The sequence below is a fragment of the Ereboglobus luteus genome, from assembly GCF_003096195.1.
GTDB lineage: Bacteria > Verrucomicrobiota > Verrucomicrobiia > Opitutales > Opitutaceae > Ereboglobus > Ereboglobus luteus.
The window spans coordinates 1,422,470-1,440,544 of sequence record NZ_CP023004.1; the positions used below are offsets into that span (position 1 = coordinate 1,422,470).

The 18,075-nt window shown below is 57.0% G+C and carries 18 protein-coding genes and 1 tRNA gene; 14 read left to right on the top strand and 5 right to left on the bottom strand.

Going from position 1 to position 18,075, the window contains the following annotated elements:
- Nucleotides 1–39: 39 nt before the first annotated feature.
- The 4 genes from CKA38_RS05170 to CKA38_RS05185 all read right to left on the bottom strand — a co-directional run bounded on the left by CKA38_RS05170 (nt 40) and on the right by CKA38_RS05185 (nt 4,291).
- Nucleotides 40–1,770 (bottom strand): PAS domain-containing sensor histidine kinase, encoded by a 1,731-nt coding sequence (locus CKA38_RS05170; protein WP_161554735.1) that lies wholly within the window; start codon nt 1,768–1,770, stop codon nt 40–42.
- Entirely contained in the window at nt 1,767–2,240 is a 474-nt protein-coding gene (locus tag CKA38_RS15665; RefSeq protein WP_161554736.1) for a DNA-binding transcriptional response regulator, read from the bottom strand. The genes CKA38_RS05170 and CKA38_RS15665 overlap by 4 nt, the downstream gene beginning before the upstream one ends.
- Nucleotides 2,195–3,973, bottom strand: a complete 1,779-nt coding sequence (locus CKA38_RS05180; RefSeq protein ID WP_161554737.1) for a PAS domain-containing sensor histidine kinase — start codon at nt 3,971–3,973, stop codon at nt 2,195–2,197. The genes CKA38_RS15665 and CKA38_RS05180 overlap by 46 nt, the downstream gene beginning before the upstream one ends.
- 243 nt (nt 3,974–4,216) lie before the next feature.
- Nucleotides 4,217–4,291, bottom strand: a tRNA-Met gene (locus CKA38_RS05185).
- Between the two features lie 82 nt (nt 4,292–4,373).
- On the opposite strand from CKA38_RS05185, the gene CKA38_RS05190 reads away from it, so the two are divergent.
- The 10 genes from CKA38_RS05190 to CKA38_RS05230 all read left to right on the top strand — a co-directional run bounded on the left by CKA38_RS05190 (nt 4,374) and on the right by CKA38_RS05230 (nt 15,129).
- On the top strand, nt 4,374–5,543 hold the full coding sequence (locus CKA38_RS05190; RefSeq protein WP_108824541.1) for a tyrosine-type recombinase/integrase: 1,170 nt from the start codon (nt 4,374–4,376) through the stop codon (nt 5,541–5,543).
- Between the two features lie 91 nt (nt 5,544–5,634).
- A complete protein-coding gene (locus CKA38_RS05195) occupies nt 5,635–6,702 on the top strand; it encodes a helix-turn-helix domain-containing protein (RefSeq protein WP_108824542.1) in 1,068 nt (355 codons plus the stop codon).
- A gap of 179 nt (nt 6,703–6,881) precedes the next feature.
- The gene (locus CKA38_RS15675; protein ID WP_108824543.1) at nt 6,882–7,760 is read left to right on the top strand and encodes a hypothetical protein; all 879 of its coding nucleotides are present in this window, start codon (nt 6,882–6,884) and stop codon (nt 7,758–7,760) included.
- Complete coding sequence (locus CKA38_RS05205; protein WP_108824544.1) at nt 7,744–8,097, top strand: hypothetical protein; 354 nt, start codon at nt 7,744–7,746, stop codon at nt 8,095–8,097. The genes CKA38_RS15675 and CKA38_RS05205 overlap by 17 nt, the downstream gene beginning before the upstream one ends.
- Nucleotides 8,094–9,209, top strand: coding sequence for a MobA/MobL family protein (locus tag CKA38_RS05210; RefSeq protein WP_108824545.1), 1,116 nt, complete (start codon nt 8,094–8,096; stop codon nt 9,207–9,209). Before CKA38_RS05205 ends, CKA38_RS05210 begins: the two co-directional genes overlap by 4 nt.
- Complete coding sequence (locus tag CKA38_RS15325; protein ID WP_152032691.1) at nt 9,206–9,649, top strand: helix-turn-helix transcriptional regulator; 444 nt, start codon at nt 9,206–9,208, stop codon at nt 9,647–9,649. The genes CKA38_RS05210 and CKA38_RS15325 overlap by 4 nt, the downstream gene beginning before the upstream one ends.
- Nucleotides 9,650–9,962: 313 nt before the next feature.
- Complete coding sequence (locus CKA38_RS05215) at nt 9,963–11,570, top strand: transposase (protein ID WP_108824546.1); 1,608 nt, start codon at nt 9,963–9,965, stop codon at nt 11,568–11,570.
- Between the two features lie 660 nt (nt 11,571–12,230).
- A complete protein-coding gene (locus tag CKA38_RS05220; protein WP_108824547.1) occupies nt 12,231–13,385 on the top strand; it encodes a hypothetical protein in 1,155 nt (384 codons plus the stop codon).
- A gap of 140 nt (nt 13,386–13,525) precedes the next feature.
- Nucleotides 13,526–13,975 carry a hypothetical protein gene (locus CKA38_RS05225; RefSeq protein WP_236919165.1) on the top strand — a complete coding sequence of 150 codons (450 nt, stop codon included), beginning with the start codon at nt 13,526–13,528 and terminating at the stop codon, nt 13,973–13,975.
- Between the two features lie 224 nt (nt 13,976–14,199).
- On the top strand, nt 14,200–15,129 hold the full coding sequence (locus tag CKA38_RS05230) for a P-loop NTPase family protein (RefSeq protein ID WP_108824549.1): 930 nt from the start codon (nt 14,200–14,202) through the stop codon (nt 15,127–15,129).
- A gap of 45 nt (nt 15,130–15,174) precedes the next feature.
- Here CKA38_RS05230 and CKA38_RS05235 read toward each other — a convergent pair whose 3' ends face one another.
- Nucleotides 15,175–15,435 (bottom strand): helix-turn-helix domain-containing protein, encoded by a 261-nt coding sequence (locus CKA38_RS05235; RefSeq protein WP_161554740.1) that lies wholly within the window; start codon nt 15,433–15,435, stop codon nt 15,175–15,177.
- Nucleotides 15,436–15,521: 86 nt separating this feature from the next.
- Between CKA38_RS05235 and CKA38_RS05240 the strand changes: the two genes are divergently transcribed.
- The 4 genes from CKA38_RS05240 (at nt 15,522) to CKA38_RS05260 (ending at nt 17,942) form a co-directional block, all read left to right on the top strand.
- Complete coding sequence (locus tag CKA38_RS05240; RefSeq protein WP_152032692.1) at nt 15,522–15,806, top strand: hypothetical protein; 285 nt, start codon at nt 15,522–15,524, stop codon at nt 15,804–15,806.
- A 123-nt stretch (nt 15,807–15,929) separates the two neighbouring features.
- The gene (locus CKA38_RS05245) at nt 15,930–16,790 is read left to right on the top strand and encodes an immunoglobulin domain-containing protein (protein WP_152032693.1); all 861 of its coding nucleotides are present in this window, start codon (nt 15,930–15,932) and stop codon (nt 16,788–16,790) included.
- Nucleotides 16,791–16,917: 127 nt separating this feature from the next.
- Nucleotides 16,918–17,139 (top strand): DUF433 domain-containing protein, encoded by a 222-nt coding sequence (locus CKA38_RS16720; RefSeq protein WP_108826428.1) that lies wholly within the window; start codon nt 16,918–16,920, stop codon nt 17,137–17,139.
- Between the two features lie 386 nt (nt 17,140–17,525).
- Nucleotides 17,526–17,942 (top strand): helix-turn-helix domain-containing protein, encoded by a 417-nt coding sequence (locus tag CKA38_RS05260; protein ID WP_236919167.1) that lies wholly within the window; start codon nt 17,526–17,528, stop codon nt 17,940–17,942.
- The last annotated feature ends 133 nt before the right edge of the window (nt 17,943–18,075 follow it).

Here is an 18,075-nt window from a genome sequence, read left to right on the forward strand (position 1 = left end):
TTCGTGGCTTTGCGCCATGCTTTTTCACGAAGCGCGCGTTTAGCAGCGCTCGCACTGTATTGAAAAAACAAATACAGTGCCGCCCGTGGTGTCGCTGTTTTCGGCGATGATTTCGCCATTCATCAGTTGTATGAGATGCCGGGAGATCGTCATCGCCAGCGAGGATACTTTCGCGGACGGGGAAGGGGAGGGCGCCTCTCCAGTCGGAATGCCCCGGATGGAAAAGCGCAATGTCACCATGCCGCCGTTGTTGTCCGTGACGGACGCGCCCAGTTCGATTTTCCCGGCGGACATGGCCCTGGCCGCATTGAGCGTGTAGTTGGCCAATATCTGGCGCAGGCGCATCGAATCCACCATGATTTCGACCGGCGCCGGGGCATTCACATGCGTCGTGTATTCCAATGGTTTTCCCGCCGTGGTTTCCTTGGCGGAGTTGATCGCGTCCCCGATTAGCGGACGCAGATTGCAGCAGTCAAGATGGAGCAGGACGCTGCCGGACTCGATTCGTGAAAGATCGAGAATGTCGGCGCTCAGGCGGGAGAGCGTCTCGCCGTTTTTGCGAATCTCCTCCACGCATTCGCGCGGCTGGCCGCCCAGTTCGGTGTCCATCAACAGGCTCGAAAATCCAAGGATGCCGTTGAGCGGCGTGCGCACTTCGTGGCTCATCATAGCCAGGAACGCGCCCTTGGCGCGACTGGCGTTTTCCGCGCTGTGCCTGGCTTGCTGGAGCTGTTGGTTGCGCCGGGTGCGCTCGGTCAGGTCGGTGATGATAAAAATGTAGCTGAACACATCACCCCTTCCGCGTTTCCGGCGCACCGCGGTGGAAACCACGTTCGCGGGGTAGGGCTCGCCGTTTTTACGGCGCAGCATCACTTCCGAATCCGGCGGGAATCCCTTGTTCCAGGAATCCACCCAGAGTTTTTCGGACACGTCCTCGGCGGCCAGGTCGGGCGCCCGCATCGCGAGCAGTTCCTCGCACGAGTAGCCGGTTTGCCGCGAGAGGCCGCCGTTTGCGTATATCACGCCCGCGTCGAGGCCCGCGATCATGATCGCGTTTTCGCACTGGTCCGCGGCCATGCGCAATCCCTCGATCATGCGCTCCCTGCCCGTGCTGCGGCGCGCGATGCCGTAGGCGGCGAATGGCACTCCCATGATTATGAGGCAGACCAGCAGCCCCTGGATGCCGTCGGCCGCGCATTCGGAGAACCATGCTGCTCCATCGAGGTTATAGCGCACTATGTCCGCCGCCGGTTGTGCGCGCAAGGAGGTGACGGATGGCGCCACAAACGCATGGGCCTCGACTACAAACCCGCCAGCCGGCCCGAGGATGTGCAAATGGACGACCGGCTCGTTTTTGTTCACAAGCCTTTGGATCAACTCCGGTTTCACAAACACGGTGCATCCCTCGCCCAAGGGCGGGGTTTCCGGCGTGTCCGGCGGGCTTGAATGCACGAGGCATGTGGCCTCGCCCGTTCGCACATCACAGCGCAAAAGCTCCATTGTTTTCACGGAGGGGTCGGCGTCGCGCACATTGTCCATGCGCTTTTTCAATTCCGCGTGGACTTTTGCGCGCAGGGCGGGCGAATCGTTGGTCAGGTCCGCCAGGTCCTCGTCCGAGAATGAAAGCGCCAGCATCGTCAGCCCGGCTGCCGCGTTTTGCCTGTGGAAAGCGCTCCGGTGCATGCAGCGCGTGATGCCAACGCAAACACCCAGCGTCACGATGAGGGCAAATACAATCACCGCCTTTTGCCTGCCCGACAATGCCCTCATGCGCGCCTCCCTTCCAATGCCGGCCGCGCCACTTTTGCGAGCGTGCGGAACAGTTCGTCGTAGTGGACCGGTTTTGAGAGCAGCGCGCAAAACGCGCCGTCCATGCGGAGCCTCGCCATGGCATCCGCGCCCGTGTCCACCAGGCCAATTATGGGAATGGCGCGCGGCGTGATTTTTTCCACAAACCCGCGCCATGCGCCGCCATCGCGCGCCGCGCCGCAATCAACCACAACCGCGTCCCAGGTGTCGCAATCCAGCCCGTCAAAATCATCGGGCGAAATCGCGGCGGTCGACGCGCCGCGCGCGGAAATCTCGCGCCTCAACTCGGAGGCGAGTCCCGGGCAATCCGAAACGACAAGGATCCGCGTGCGCTCGAGCTCCGGCATGGTTTCCGGCGGCGCCGCGTCGGGGGGCAGTTCGCAGGTTACGGAAAAATAAAAAACGGAGCCCTTCCCCGGTTCGCTTTCCACGCAAATATCCCCCCGAGCATGTGGATGAGATGGCGGGAAATCGCCAGCCCGAGGCCCGCGCCGCCGTAGCGGCGCACATTTGTCGAATCGGCCTGCCAGAAGGGAAGGAAAAGTTTTTCCTGATTCTCGTGCGCGATGCCGATGCCCGTGTCGCGCACCGAAAACAGCAGCGACATGCGGTTCCTGTTCGCGGGGTCATTGCCGGCCGCATTGCCCGAGGAAATCACCTTCAGCCGTATTTCCACTTCGCCGTTTTTGGTGAACTTGATCGCGTTGCCGGACAGGTTGAGCAGCACTTGGCGCAATCGCGTTCCGTCAATGATGATCGCGCGCGGCACATCGCGCATGACATTGCGGAGCAGCACTATGTTTTTCTGCGCCGCCTGGGGCGCCACGATGTCGAGCGTTTCTTCAATCAACACGCGGGGCTCCGCAAGCACGGGCGATATTTTCACCTGTCCCGCCGTGATGTGCGAAAAATCGAGAATGTCGTCCGTGAGCCGCACAAGCGTGCCGGTGCTTTTTTGGATGATCTCGGCGTATCCCGCCTGCTCGTTGTTGAGCGGCATGGTTCGCAGCGAATCCGAAAGCGCGACCAGGTTGCGGAGCGGCACGCCCACTTCCTCGCTCATCGCATGCAAAAAAACGCTTTTGGCGCGGTCCATTTGCTCGGCTTGCTCCTTTTCCAGAAGCAGCGCGGCGTCCCGTTTTTTTTGCCCGGTGATGTCGACGATAACGAGGATCATCGTGTCCACGCTGCCGGACTCGTTGCGCACCGGCGTCAATGTGGTGCGCACGGGATATGTCCGCCCGTCCTTTCTGCGAAACTCCCATTCGACCTCCACCGGCGCGCCCGTCCTCAATATTTCCAACCGCCGCTCGATCTCCTCCGGGTCGGGCTCCACGCAGCGCAAGGTGCGCCATTTCAAATCCATTAGCTCATTTTTTTCATACCCGATTTGCGCGCAAAAGGCGGGGTTCACATAATTGATCACGCTGTCGAAACTGGAAATGACGATCGCGGTTTTTGTTTGCTCGATTGCCTCGCCGAATTCGCGCAACCGGACACTCTGCCGGCTGCGATAACGCCCCAGCGTGTAAGCGGCGAAGGGCAGGCCGAGCACCACCCACACGGCGAACATGCGCCAGAGCACATTTTCGGAAATATGCCTTATCCAGTAGCTTGCGTCCACGTCGTAACGCAGCACATTCATCAACGGCTCCCCGTTGACAGGCTCCTGCGGCTCGCCGGCGCGCGCATACGCGCTCACCCAGCGCTTGCCCAGCCAGTCGCGATGAAACAAACGCACGGCGGTTTTCGCGCCGCCCGCCAGTTCGAGCACGGGGCGCGCATCCGGCGTTCCGTCAAGCGAATCGCCCGCGCGCGGCATTCGCGCCGCCTCTTCGCCGGGCCCGGCGGCCGCGAGGCAAACAATGCGCCCGCTTCGCCTGTCGAGCCGGATAAGCTCCATGAAAGAAATCGCCGGATGGCTGTCCAGAAGCTCAACCTGCCGCTCGCTGATTTGTTCGTGCAGCTTTGAGTCAACATCGCCGGGCAGCCCCGTAAGTTGCGAAACCTCGTCAATGGGAAACGCGAGCGCATAATGCAGCACGCCGGCCTCCAGCTTCCCTCGCTGGTTTTTATACATGCGGAAGCACTCCAAGCCTCCGCTAAGGAGTCCAATGGCAAAAATCGCAATGCAGACAATGATTGTTGTCCTTTTTGAAAGCATGCCGGTTTTGTGGAAAAATTTCGGGCAAAGCGTGGCACAATCAAAAGCCATCATTCAACGGCAAGGACATCATCGCCCGATATTGCATGTATTTTTTACAATATGCGCAGGATGAAAACTCCGCGCTAAAAACTCCCGCGCCATGTTTCCGATTTGCTGAAAAACACGCGCTGACAGTGCGCCACGGAAGCCGGATCGATTTCCCCGCGCAGCGCCGGAAGTGGTTTTTCGCGGCTGAAAAAATGGTGCCAGAGGGCAGGATTGAACTGCCGACCAAGGGCTTATGAGTCCCCTGCTCTACCACTGAGCTACTCTGGCAAGTGTTTGTTTTATTGTTCTTTACGTAAGTCGTTTTGCATTTTCTTGCGTTTTTCTACACTGCTGTTCTACACATTATTTTATGCGGAAGGAAAAACCGACGGAAAAAAAGGCCAAACGCTGGGAAAGAACAAACGTGGCGAACTTGTTGAAGCTTGCCCCGGGCGGCGGCTATTACGCGCGCGTAATCGTGAACGGAAAACAAAAGTGGCGGTCGCTCAAGACTAAAATTTTCAGCGTCGCAAAGTTGCGACTCGCCGATTTCGAGCGCGAGGAACGCGCCAAAGCAAAACGGGGCGCGGATGCCGGCGCCAAAATTGATGGCTACAAATGCGGAGATTTGCTGGCACTCTTTTTGACCGAGGTCTCCGTTTCAACCGAAACCCGGGATGCGTCCAAGGCGCGCATCAAAACCTCGGCCAAGGCACTGCTGAAAACTTGGCCGGACTTTGCGGACACGGATGTGCGCCAGATCACCTCAGCCCGGTGCCGGGAATGGGCTCAACTCGCCCAGACCAAGGGCACGCGCTTCGTCCCGCCCGGCGCGAAAAGAAAGCCAGCCAACAAAAGCATGTCGCCCTCCGCATTCAATAAAACGCTGTCCGTGCTGCGCGGTGTGTTCGCATTGGCGATCAAGCACGGACTCATTTACGTTGATCCCAGCGAAGACCTCACGCGAATGACCCCGGCAAGAAAAATCCTCGCGCTGCCGGCCACCGTGCAGTTCAACAAGCTCGTCGAGGTGATCGCGACCTCCGGGGCGTGCCAGGCGCGCGACTGCGCGGACTTGGTGATGCTGCTCGCGCACTCCGGCATGCGCCTCGGCGAGGCCGCGCTGTTGACGTGGGGAAGCGTGGATTTCGATCGCGAAACCGTCCGCGTAACGGGGACGGAAACGAAAGAGTTGAAAACATTAAGTAGTGAACGCGACATACCTCTCTTCCCAGGCCTCAAGGCACACCTCCTCGCGATGCATGCCAAGGCAAAATCTACCGCTGCGGATCGCAAGGTGTTGAAGGTCTTTGAGGCTCAAAAAGCACTCACTCGCGCCTGTGAGTTGGTCGGTGTGAAGCGCATGACCCACCATGACCTCCGTCACCTCTTTGCCACGCGCTGCATCGAAAGCGGAGTGGATATCCCAACTGTGAGCCGCTGGCTCGGTCATGCCGACGGCGGTGCCCTCGCGATGAAAACCTACGGTCACTTGCGCCAGGAGCACTCGAAGGCGCAGGCGGCGCGAGTGGTGTGGTGAGAAGGTGGGAGTGCCCGGCGGGGGCCGCCGGATGGAAAATTTTTCCAGACACAAGTTTTGCATTTTTTGCAAAATATTGAAACATAGCTCCATGTCTAAGAAGCTGACTGATGGAGAGAGAGAGGCGCGTAAGCAATATGGCCAGAGATTACTTCTTGAGCTAAAGCGCCGCAACTTATCACAGGCGGAATTTTGTCAAATGATGGTGCAGAAAGGATGGATAATGTCGCCGCAAAAACTCTCCAAGATAATAAAGGGAAAGCGTTCTATGCCATATTATATGGCACAGTCCATCGCTCGGTTTTGGCCGGAGAGCGCCCATTGGAATTCCATGCCAGCGGAACATCTCTATACCCGACAGTTTAGTGTTTTGGGGCACGAGCTAAACCTACCATCAAACGCTGAAATGAAATTTAGGGAATGTATCATGACGCAGTTGAAGGAATTTGTGGCGACAGGAAGCTTAATTGGGCGGGCCCGAGATTTCAAACACCCGTGTCCTCGCCTTATTCGGCAGTGTCCCACGAAAGAAGACGGGACGACGAACGATAATACGTGGATAGGCCGGGTGACTCAACAAATTCGGAAATCGTGGGGATTAGGAGATGTTGCGCCCATCGCATCAATTGAACATACTCTCGAGGAAAACGGAATTATGATATTCCGTTTTTCTGAAGAGATCATGAGCCACGCCCGGCTGGGCGCAGTGTCACTGGAGATATCAAATTATGCCATTTTGGCCATCTCGACACGTTACGGTGATAATGGAAAAAGCCGCGCCGAACGTAGATTTGAAGTATGTCGGGCACTGATGGTCGGGCTTGCGGGAAAAGTCGGGGCGCATGAACGATGCCTAACGCAAAACCGAAACTATGCTGTGATGCTTGCGGCCGCGTTTCTGCTTCCAACCCAAAGCATACATCGAACACTAAAGAATACACATGGTAAGTTGTGGTATCATAATCATGTTACGGGGCAGGCGGTTTTAGCCATGGAGTCCAGATACGGGCTTCCGCGGCAGTTTGTCATCAACCGGCTGGTAGCCGCGGAAGTAATAGATCGAAAACGCGCCCACTATCTCGAAAAAGAGATTCAGGGGAAGGAGGAAATTAAAGACGGAGAAAGTTCATGTTGGCGTGCGATTGCAACATTCCCGTAGATATTTTTGGGAGGTATTCTTTACGATAAAAGAATGCTGTAAGGGTTGGACTTGGCGATTGTTGCCTCGCAGTAATCTAATCTGTAGTCAGGTCGATTATTTCCGCATGGAAAATCCAAAAGATTCGACACTTTCTGGGAAATTATTTGTTGCACCCTTTTCCCCATAGTAAGGGGGGTATGAAAAATATATCCGGATTCGCGCACCTCACGCGCCTCACCATAAACGAGATCGCCACCACTTACAGGGTTCCGCTCTCCGCCGTGCAACTGTGGGTCAGCACTGGCCTGCTTCCCAGCACGCGCCAATCAGATGCGCCGCAAAGCGCATACTTAATCGCCCGCCTCGACGTCGAGTTGTTTTTGAGCTCGGAGAAGGCGGGTCGCCACCAACGCAAGCCGGTCTTGGTCGGCATCGCTGACTTGGCGGTTCTGCCTGAATTCCAGCTCCGCGCCTGCACCTCTCAAGAGAAGGTCGCGGAATACGCCGCCGCTTTCAAAAACGGTGCCGTGTTTCCGCCCATCACCGCCGCCAAGCTCGGGAGTTACAATCCTGTCCTTGATGGATTCCACCGCATTGCGGCTCAGAAACGGCTCATTGAACAGGGCTTTCGACCCATCTTGAAGGAAGATCAGCATCACCAATTTGACACAATCTGGGTTAATTTCGTCGAAAATATTACGGTCGCGGAGGCGCTTCACGTTTGTGCGACTGCGAACCTGAAAAATGGATTTCACCTAAGCCTTCGTGATAAAATGAAGGCAGCGCGAGTCTTAGTGTCACTGCCAGAAAACCAAAAGCTAAGCTCTCGACAGATGGGGGCCATCACCGGCGTTTCGCACAAACAAATCCAAATCCTCCGCCGGGAATACCTCGGCATCGCGCCGCCGCCAAAGCCCATCGCGCCTGCTACGCAGGCGGACAGCCTCCGCGACATTGCGACAGGCCACCTCCAAACGGCGGTGCGGGCCTGGGAAAAGCTCGAGCCAGACACTGGCAATAAACTCCGCGCGATCTTTAGCGAGGTGAAAGGAGGCTCCCATGAGCAAGGCAAATAAGACATCCCTGGGGAGTGAAATCGCGGCCCTGAAGGCCATCCGCCGCAAGAGGGACGAAAGCAAAAAAATTTGGAAAAGTTTCGAAGCTGAGTCTCACCGCCTAGCCGGCGAACTTGATCGCAAGAAATGGTTCATAGCTGGCCGCGAACTCCTCGCCGAAGCCGAGGACGATGACGACTTCAAGAAGCAGATGCTGGAGATTTTAAACCAGCGTTTACGTTTTGCGAAGCAGCGAAAGCTTTTTGGGTTTTTGCCGCTTCAGGAGCGCCAGCCTAAGACCGGCGAATCAGGGAAACTGCCCAATATAGCATCCGGCGGCGAGGAGGGCCAAAAATGAAAACCATCATCTACCATTTTGCCCTCACCGTCGTCAGCCGAAAAACCGGCGCCAACGTATGCCGCAAGGCCGCCTACAATGCCGGCTGCCGGATCACCGATCACAGCACCGGGATCGCCCACAACCCGCGCAAAAAGGGCGGCGTTGTTAACACCACGCTCATCGCGCCCAAGGGTCATTCTCAGTCTCTTGACCGTGAGGAGGTCTGGAACGAGATCGAGCGCATGGAGCGTCGCAAAAAATCGCGCCTCGCTCGCGAGTTTCAAATAACCCTGCCATATGGGTTGAGCGACGCAGACAACTGGGCGATTCTGACTGAATTCGCCCAGTTTCTCGCGGACCGCTTCAAAACGGTTATCGACGTGGCGCTGCACCGCCACTCCCGCAAGGGCGGCGACAAACGCAATATACACGGGCATGTCCTGATGCCAACTCGTCGCCACGACGGAGAAAAATTCACCACGAAAATCCGCCGCCTAGACAACTACTATCACTCGCCTCGCATTGTTTTTGCCTTGCGCAAAAAAATGGCCGAGCTCACCAATCGCACTCTGGAAAAGTCCGGCTTGGAGGAGCGGGTTGACCACCGCTCCTTTGAGACTCGAGGCCTCAAGAAAAAAGCTCAAAAGCGGCTCAGTCTTAGGCAATACGCCATGAAGCAGCGTTTGGAAGCGGACTATTGCGAAAGCGAAAGGGAATATGAGGACGCGTTGAAAAAATACCGCCAGTTGCTCGATAGGGAGTGCATGGCATTATCTGAAAAGCTAACTCAAGCAAAATTCGAAATGGACACCATCATCGACCTTTGGAAGCGCGGAATTGCGCAGCCACCGCCAATGTCACTTGTGGCTGCTCGCGCAAATGGAACCCTTCAACTGGATGCGCAAACGCGAGCTCAGTTTCAGGATTTTATTTCGTGGCATCGGTCCCTGCCACCGGAGATGAGAGATCCGCTTTCAGACGAAATTGATAAGGTAATTACGGTGACGCTGAAAATGGTTGATTTCCTAAACCGGGATCGGATTTTAGCGAAACTCGAAAAGGATGCGCAACAATCTCTCGCTCCGATGGAAAAACAGGACGATCTCCAATCGCCAGGAGGTCTGTCATGATGCGCGCGGAAGTTGTCCCCAAAAAAGTGGGGGAGAATTCCACGCATCATCTGGACAACACGCATGCGGACGTGTCAAAGGTTGCCGCCATGTCAGGTGCCTTCCCATGCCATGGTATGGCCGTTCAGCCTGACAACCGTCCGTGTTGTTACTGCTGCCGAAATACGAACGCCTGCTTTGCTCCAAGCAAGCCGGCGGTCAAGGCATCAAGCGGCACGGACAACGAGCCACCTCGGCAAGATAGCCTGCTTGTTGATGTGGAGGAGGCATGCCGCCTGCTGGGCGGCATTGGCCGCACCTCTCTTTGGCGATTGGAAAAACGAGGTCTGATCAACCAAGTCAAAATTGAGATGAAGCGAGCTCTCTATTCGCGCAAACAGCTCGAGAAATATGTGAGCGGTCAGGTCGCTGTGGCGGCAAAACGTAGCTGGCGGCCGTGATGCGGCGTGCTTGGAGCATAACGCTCATACTCAAAGGGCGTTTCAATTCGGAAACCGCGGCCTTCTTCGTTGCGGTTTCCGCTTTTTTGCAGAGCGGGTGTCTCCATACTGGTGCATTTATCGAGGTCGCAGTGCAAAGGGCCTGCATGCCGAAGGCATTCTCATCATGAAATCACACGCGGAAACCATTACCGGAAAACTGGAAAAATTTTCCACGCTTCATACGCTTGGCAACTCGCATGAGGACGCATTAACCTAAAAAGGAAAATGAAAAAGAGAGTAAAATGGGGATAAACGTGGTAAGGACAGGGAGATGGAAGCCCCGACACGCCCAATTTCCGCTCACCCTGCGGGTGAGTCGCCAAACAGTCCTGCAAACGGGGCCTACCCGCCGGGCAACTGGCCGGTGGACACGCCCGGCGGACGTTTTTACGCGGAATGGGACGACCATGCGCCAGTTACCCGGGAGGGACAATTGATTTTCTTCTTCCAGTTTTTGCAAACCGGCGGGCGCTGGGAGGAGTTTTTGCGAGATTGCCCGCTGCATTACACGGGCAACCGGGGCAGCGGAGCGCCCAGGGTGATGGGCACGGTGCTGCTCAGTGTGTTGTGCGGCCACTGGCGTTACGCGCACATCAACGCGGTGCGCGGCGACGGGGTGAACCCCGGGCTTTTGGGCGTGGAGGGCACGGTGAGCGAGGACGCGGTGCGCCTGGCGATGCGCCGCATTGACGAAAAAGCCGGCCTCGAGTGGCTCTCGGCGCAAATCCTCGGAAGCATCGCGCCGGCGTTGATGCTGCCATGGGTTCTGGACATCGACGTGACGGTCAAGCCGCTCTACGGGCATCAGGAGGGGGCGGCGATAGGCTACAATCCGCAAAACCCCGGACGGCCCAGCCACGTTTACCACAGCTATTTTGTGTCGGGGCTGCGCATCAGCCTGGGAGTGGAAGTGCGACCCGGCAACGAGCACGCCGCGGCCAGGGGCCTGCCCGGACTCTGGCGGATGCTCGAAAAGCTCCCCCGCCACCAATGGCCCCTGTTCGTGCGCGGGGACTGCGGCTATGGAAACGAAACGGTGATGCTCGAGCACGAGGAGCGCGGCCTGCCGTATCTGTTCAAGCTGCGCCACACCGCCAAGGTCAAGGAACTGGTCAAGCACATGATGCGCCAGGGAGCGCTCTGGCAGGATTGCGGCGATGGCTGGAGCGCGATGGAAACGACCCTGCGACTGGGCGGCTGGACCCGCGCGCGCCGCGTGGTTCTGGTGAGGGAAACCCCCGCGCGCGCGCCGCTCAAGCAACCCGGCAAACCCAGGCGCGGCAAGGACCGCCAGGGCAACCTGCCGCACGCCACAGGCGATGGCTGGGACGCGCAACCCACGCCCTGGTGCGGCAAAATCTCGGTGCTTTGCACCAGCCTTGACGGGCGGGACTTCCCCGCGCAAGCCATGCCCCGGCACTACCGCGAGCGCGCCGACGCGGAGAACAACTTTGACGAGCTCAAAAACCAATGGGGGTGGAACGGCTATGCGAGCAGACACTTGGGCGGGAGCCGCCTGATGGCCAACCTCGTGGCGCTGTTTTACAACTGGTGGACGCTGTATTTGCGCTTCTACGACGAGGAGCGCCACCGCGAGGCAATCCGCGCGCGCCCGATGCTCATGGCCGCGGTGGGACGGCAAACCCAAAGCGGCGGCCAGCGCACCGTCAAAGTAAGCCTCGTGCATGAGAAAGGCGCGTTGATCGCGCAAGCCGTCAGCCGTATCAGCAACGAGTTAACGCGCATCAGCGCCATCACGGAGCGATGGAGCGCGCATCAACGCTGGACGCTGCTGCTGACGCGGTTATTGCGGCGATTGCTTGGCGGCAAGTGGCTGCCAGACCTGCCGCCGGACGCGCAATTGCTGCTCAGCGGGTAGCAAAACGCCCGCCCCGCCATCCCGACACCTCCGACACGACCACGCGCTGCCGTGTCGCTCCTTCAACGCGCCCATTTTCCTTTTTAGGATTAAAAACGGTCACTGGGGGGCGGGTTCTCACACCGATTCCTCGAGTCCGATTGTCGGTCTTGTTGCTGTTGTTACCACAACTCGAACATGAGCCACATGCCCACAAAACCGACCAACGAAGTTTTTGGTAACGCGGGAGCGGACAATCCCCGGCAAGACGGTCTGCTTGTTGGTATGGATGAGGACTGCCGCCAGCGTGGATGCGTCCTTGGCTCGGCCAGATTGCGAAAAGTAACAGCGGTTGGTCCAATCGTTTTTACTGGGATTACCCTTCCCCCTATTGTGCACATGTATGTTGCGTAATGGTGAGGTTTACAAAATGTGCGCTAAATTCGCGCTCCACCCTTTTGTCAAATATTCCGCAGCGACGCGGCAATGACATCATTCAGCAGTGGTAAATGAACATGTCCTCTTGGAGATGTTTTTTGCGTTGATGCGACATGTCGCAAGCCGCGGCCCTTCGGCCTCCGGCTTGCGCGGGTGTGTTGGGCTGATCGCCCCTTGCATGGCTCTTTTATAATCGTCCGCAGTCCGCGGCGGTGGGGCTCGTGCGGGGGCTTTCTCAAACACATGAATATACAACATAACGTCCCCCTGAAGTTCGTCACAGAAACAGGGGAAATCAAACTGGCGCCTGAAGGATTTCTGCGCCTTTTTCGCGCGGCCCAAACCGCGCAAACATCAACCGGCGGCGAGCGCCGCGCCGCTCTCACGAAGGCCGCCATGTTCGACGGATTCACTCCGACAGCCGCCCAAGTCAAAACGCTCGAACGCATCGTCTCTCCGGACCCCGGGACGAAACGCTCCGACCGCGACGCGGCATTGGAGTTGCGCTTCGACACACTCACCATCAGCGCGGATGGCACCGCGTTTACCCGGCTCTACGGCATCGCGATAGACTTCACTCCCGACGAGGGCTGGGCCTACACCGGCTGCGTCGTGCCATACAAATCAATCGACGCCATGATCGTCGCGATGAGGGAGGACCTCAAGTCTCCCCCGGATGAATCCACGACCGAGGATCGCTGGATACTCGTGCGCCGTCACGAGGTGCTCAACCTCATCGCATCCTCGCTCTTCACCACGATGACACGCGAGGAGTTTGCCAGCGAGGTTCGCACTTTCCTTGAGGGCAAATCGCTCACGGGGGACGGTGGCGTCACCCACGCGCTCGTCGAAATCCGTCCCGATGAACATGGCGCCTTGCGACGGCCCGAGCACAAGCATGGCAGTCTTGACCAAGCGTTCCTTGAGTCATTTCGAGAGTTCTTCGACGCGCTGCCGGACCAGCCCGACATCGAATGGCAGGTTGACGCCTACTTCCACGCCAGAACCAGGCTCGAGCGCGAAATCTCCCACGAGGTGTGGCTGCGCCTGCCGGCGATTTTGAGGGCCATCTGGAAGGCGGACAAAATCGAGGACGCCTTCCAGTGGGTCGAGGCGGACGCTGACGCGACGGAAACCACCGGGCTGACGAAAGCCGAAAGTGTCATCGTCAACAACCTCCTGGACAAAATCGTCGAGATGGAATCGCCGCCGTCGCAGGGCGTGAATCCCTTTTATTCCTTCGTCACCGACAGGTTTGGAGCTTTCACCTCGGGGACATGGCCGGAGGCGGATGAGTTCGGAAAACTGCCGGCGGTGAAACGGCGCATTGCGAAGGAAAAAATCATCGAGACGTTCGGATGGGTGGAGCTTTTGCCGCTTCCGGACGATTGCATCTGAGCTGATGTGGCAACACGGGAGCCGCGGTCCTTCGGGCCGCGGCTCCCGCATGTTTTGCCCCGCGGGCGTCCTTGCGCGCGGCTTTTTGTATTCATCCGAAATTTCGGCTGAAGGGTTCGCGGGCGAAGACACCCGAAACAATGACAAGCACCAAACCATGTATCATAAAATTGATACAATCCTCCGGGCGCACTGTGCCCGTTCCCATCGCGCTCCTGCGCGGTCTCCGAAGCATCCATATCTATGGAAAACACGAAACCGAGGCCGATGACGCCAACGCCGCCGAGGAGGGCTTCCGCCAACTCGACAACGACATCGACATCACCGACGCCCAAGCGCGCACGATCACCGCCTTGACGACGATGAACAGGGGCACCCGCACCAACGACTACGAGACGCTTCTCGAAGCCGGAGTCCCCGAGGCTGTCCTCGATGTCAGCGGCAGAACAATCATCCATGACGGAAAACACATCATCGTTTTCACGCCAAAAAATGGATGGAGGGTGAAAGGCTCCAAGGCGGACTACGCGCCAACCTTGGCGCACCTGCTCGCCTCGATTCACGGCGAAACGCCACCGTTGTTTGAGTAGGCGCGCAGACTGACAAACCGCCCGCCGACCGGCTTTGAGGAAACAATTCCGCGAGCCGCGAGGCGGGCGGTTTTTGACCGGGGTTTATGCGAAGTCGGTCGTGAAAACGTTGTCACATCAATCCATCAAAAGTAAGCTATCAATAGTAGTATCTTCTTGCCATCGGAACCTGTGATGAAACACTCACGCATGTCTCGCCCCGCACAATTCCAACCACAACCATCATGACCCAGCACTCCATCTCGCCGGCGGACACATCCGCCACGCCGGACAACAAAAAACACGTTCCCACGCGCCGCGAGCGACTGTATGCGCATATCGGAAAACTCCTCGGAATCACCCCGCGACAGTTGATCACCCGCTCGCAACTGAACGCGGAAGTCGCCAGGGCGCTCCGCGATTTCAAAATTGTCCCTCAGGACAGCGCCGCCGGCGACGCGTCCGTCGGCGCTTGCAAAAACCAAACGAAAAACACCGCCATCTTTTTCATCCAGAGCAAGGGCGCCCTCGGCAAAACTTTTTGCTGCGCGCATCTCTACGAATACCTGAAAAACCTCGGTCACAAATTTCTCCTGCACAACGCCGATTCAATCAGCGGGGAACTCGTAAAAATTTTCCCCGAGACAATCCCCAACCGCCTCAAGATAGATCGCTTTGAAAACCAGGACTTGCTTTTCGATTCCCTGCGCGAAGGAAAAAATATCATCGCCGACTTCGAGGGTGGCTTCGCTGTAATAGACGCAATCCTGGATGTGTTTATCGGCAAATTTGACTTCGAGGCATTCTGCAACGAAACCGGCACCAAACTCATTTTGATCGTCCCCGTCGATGGCGGCCACGCCAACACCAAATGCTGGCTCGATCTCAAAAACGCATTTCCCTGGGCCACATTCTATCAAATCAGAAGAGCGGACGATGATTCGCCGCGCGCGAAATACCCCGAACACCCGCCCGGACGGACCCTCTTCATACCTCACTTGAGCGGAGGCGATCCCGTGAAGCTCGCCTTTTACAGGGAGGGACTGACAGCCAACATGCTCGCCAATCGCCTCGACATGATCGACGCGATCAACGCCAAGGTTTTCAGGGATATGCTCTACCGGGAGTTTGCGAAACTTCTGAATCACATCCCGTCGCCGGGCACGCGCCGGTGATTTGCCCTGGACGCAACCGCGGGCGTGCCGCGCCGCCGGCTGCGATCAAAGCTTCAGCTTTTTGAGCAGTGTTGACGGAGGCTTGCCCAGCGCCCGGCACACATCGGCGAGCAGGGCGACAGTGATGGTGCGCTGCCCGCGCTCGATGAAACCGATGTAGGAGCGGTGGATGCCGGCCTCGTGCGCGAAATCGTCCTGGTTGAGGCCGATTTTCTTGCGCTCGGCGGCAATCAGCCGTCCGAGCTTCTCGGAGAGCTCCTTCTTGTGTTTGCGCCTCTCGGCGCGGCGTTTTTCACCGGACTTCATGCGGGCACACTGGCAAAAATGGCATAAGGAGTCACCCATGAATAATAGGACATCAATAGTAGTTTATCCTTGCCATGCAATTTCCCGTGAAAACACTCGCCACGCACGATTCGGAAACGCGCACCTGGCCCGCGCCAAAACAGCGCTCATTTAAATCATTTATGACACCACCGCCAAACGAGCCGTCAAACCGACACCCCTTTGAAGATTTTTTCAACGAGCCGGAGAATCAAAGCGCTTTCCTCAAGTTCCGGATAAGGCTGCATGCATTCATCGGCAGACTCCTTCGCATACCGCCGCCACGGTTTATCACCCGCGCACAACTCGACGCGGAAATCGATAAAATCAACAGGGATTTTAAAATATTATAATGCATTCGATTCGTCGGATTCTTGTTTTTCCAAGGCACCGGCGAGCGCGTAAAAGCGCAACCACCGCAATCTCCCCCTCCACTCCACCGCAACACCAACATCACCGATTTTATCAAAATCAACATGACACAACGCGCACGCAAAGACAGGCGTCCCAAGGCCGGCCGCCGGATAATCCTAAGCCGGAAAACATTCGATAAAATCGCAGCCCAAGCGGACTCCGTCGAAGACTTCGCTAAAAAAATTCTCGCCGCCGGAAACGAAAACCCGGCTTGCGAAATTCCCCACGGCATCCCCGCCGGCTCGGCGGACATTTCCGCTGACCGGGCCATAAATAAATCGATCGGCAAAATCCTCGCGCGACCGAAGAGGAGCCGCGCAAAGAATCCGCACACAGCAAGGGTTCGTGAACTGCTCGCCGCCACGCTGCGCGACGAAATCGTCCAGTCAGTTCCAGTCCTCGTCCAAACCTACCTCATTGGGGCGATGAAAATTTACCAGGCCGAGCACAATAAATGGGCCAGAAATGGCACCTGCACCGTCACCAACGACGTTGGCTCGAAGACAAGCAACGCCGCCACCGTCACGGTAAACGCAGCCGGCAAGCCGCCCGTCATCAACAGCCAGCTGCAAAGCATCACGGTTGCCCAAGGCAACACGTTCACGCTCGCGGTCACGGCCTCGGGAACGGGCCTCAGCTATCAGTGGAAAAAGAACGGCGCCAACATCGCCGGCGCCACATCGAGGACATACTCGAAGGTGGCCGCAACCACTGACAACGGCAACTACACCGTCACGGTTAGCAACGCCTACGGCTCAACCCCTAGCAGCGCAGTTACCGTGACCGTCACCACAAGTGGCGGCAACACCGGCGGCAATAATAACAGCTCGTCCGGTGGCGGCGGCGGTGGCGGAGCCCCCTCGTTCCTCTACGTCGCCGGCCTTGCGATCGCCGGACTGCTCAAGCGGCTCGCGAAGCGCTAACCAAGCATCACACCAACGATTCAAAGCCTCCAAGGGTAAGGCCTTGGGGTCTCTTTATACACATGAAAACATTCATACAACTCACACCACTTGACAGCAACAACCAAATGCCGCATCATCCGCTATGATGACACTTAATTGGGACAATTGCCCTGCCGTCTCACGCTCCTCCGATGTGATGAGCGGAGCGGTCGTTTTCGCTGGCACTCGAGTCCCCGTGTCCGCCCTTTTCGAAAACATCGAGGGAGGAGCCACTATAGACGACTTTCTATCGTGGTTTGAAGGTGTCACAAAAGAACAAGTGAACGAGGTGCTTGAGTTCGCAACCAGCAGCCTCGCACCCGCATAAAAATCCTTTTCGATCAAGGGACACCCCTGCCCCTTAAAAAATATCTCGCGGCGCACACTGTCTCAACAGCCTATCAGCGCGGTTGGCACGAAAAGAAAAACGGAGATCTCATCGCCACAGCCGAAGAAGCAGGCTTCGATTGCATTATTACGACCGACAAAAATTTGAGGTATCAACAAAACCTCACGAACCGAAAAATCGCGATCATCGTGCTGCCCCTAACAAGATGGGACATAATCGAAAAACACGTATCAATCGTCGAACAAACCGCTGAACAAGCTGTTCCCGGCGCGTTTCTCGAAATTTCGTTTCCCTAACCGCTTGGCATTCATCCCCCGGCTGCTCTCGCGCGCCGAATGCGACAAAAGCCGATGGAAATCCGAGTTATGAAAACAAGCGCCAAAAAGTCATTCGAAAGCCTCCCCAAAACCTACAATGAATTGGTAGGCATTCACATGCCCCGCCCCATTCACGACGAGGCGGATTACAACAACACCGTTGAAATGGTGGACATGCTCGCAGGCCACGACCTTACGCCCGATCAAGAGGACTATCTTGCAATCCTCGCCGGGCTAATCGAAACCCACGAAAAAGAGCATGTAAAAGAAAGTCTTCCAAAAAATAAAAACGTGCTGGGTTACCTGATGCAGGAACACGGGATAACCGGAGACGGACTCGCTCGCATACTGGGCATCGACCGTTCAACGGCCTATCGTTTAGTCAAAGGCGAACGAAACCTTACCGTCCCCCTCATCAAAACACTCGCAAAGTATTTTAACATTTCAACAGAAGCTTTCATGTAATCAACAAAGCTCAACACTGCCAAATCGTCGCAAGCAGCCTCCAAGGTTCACCCTTTGGAGGCTTTTTGTTTACAAATTCAAAGCCAATGCAAACCCAAGAAATCACCATCACCGAAGCCGACATCCCCAAAGG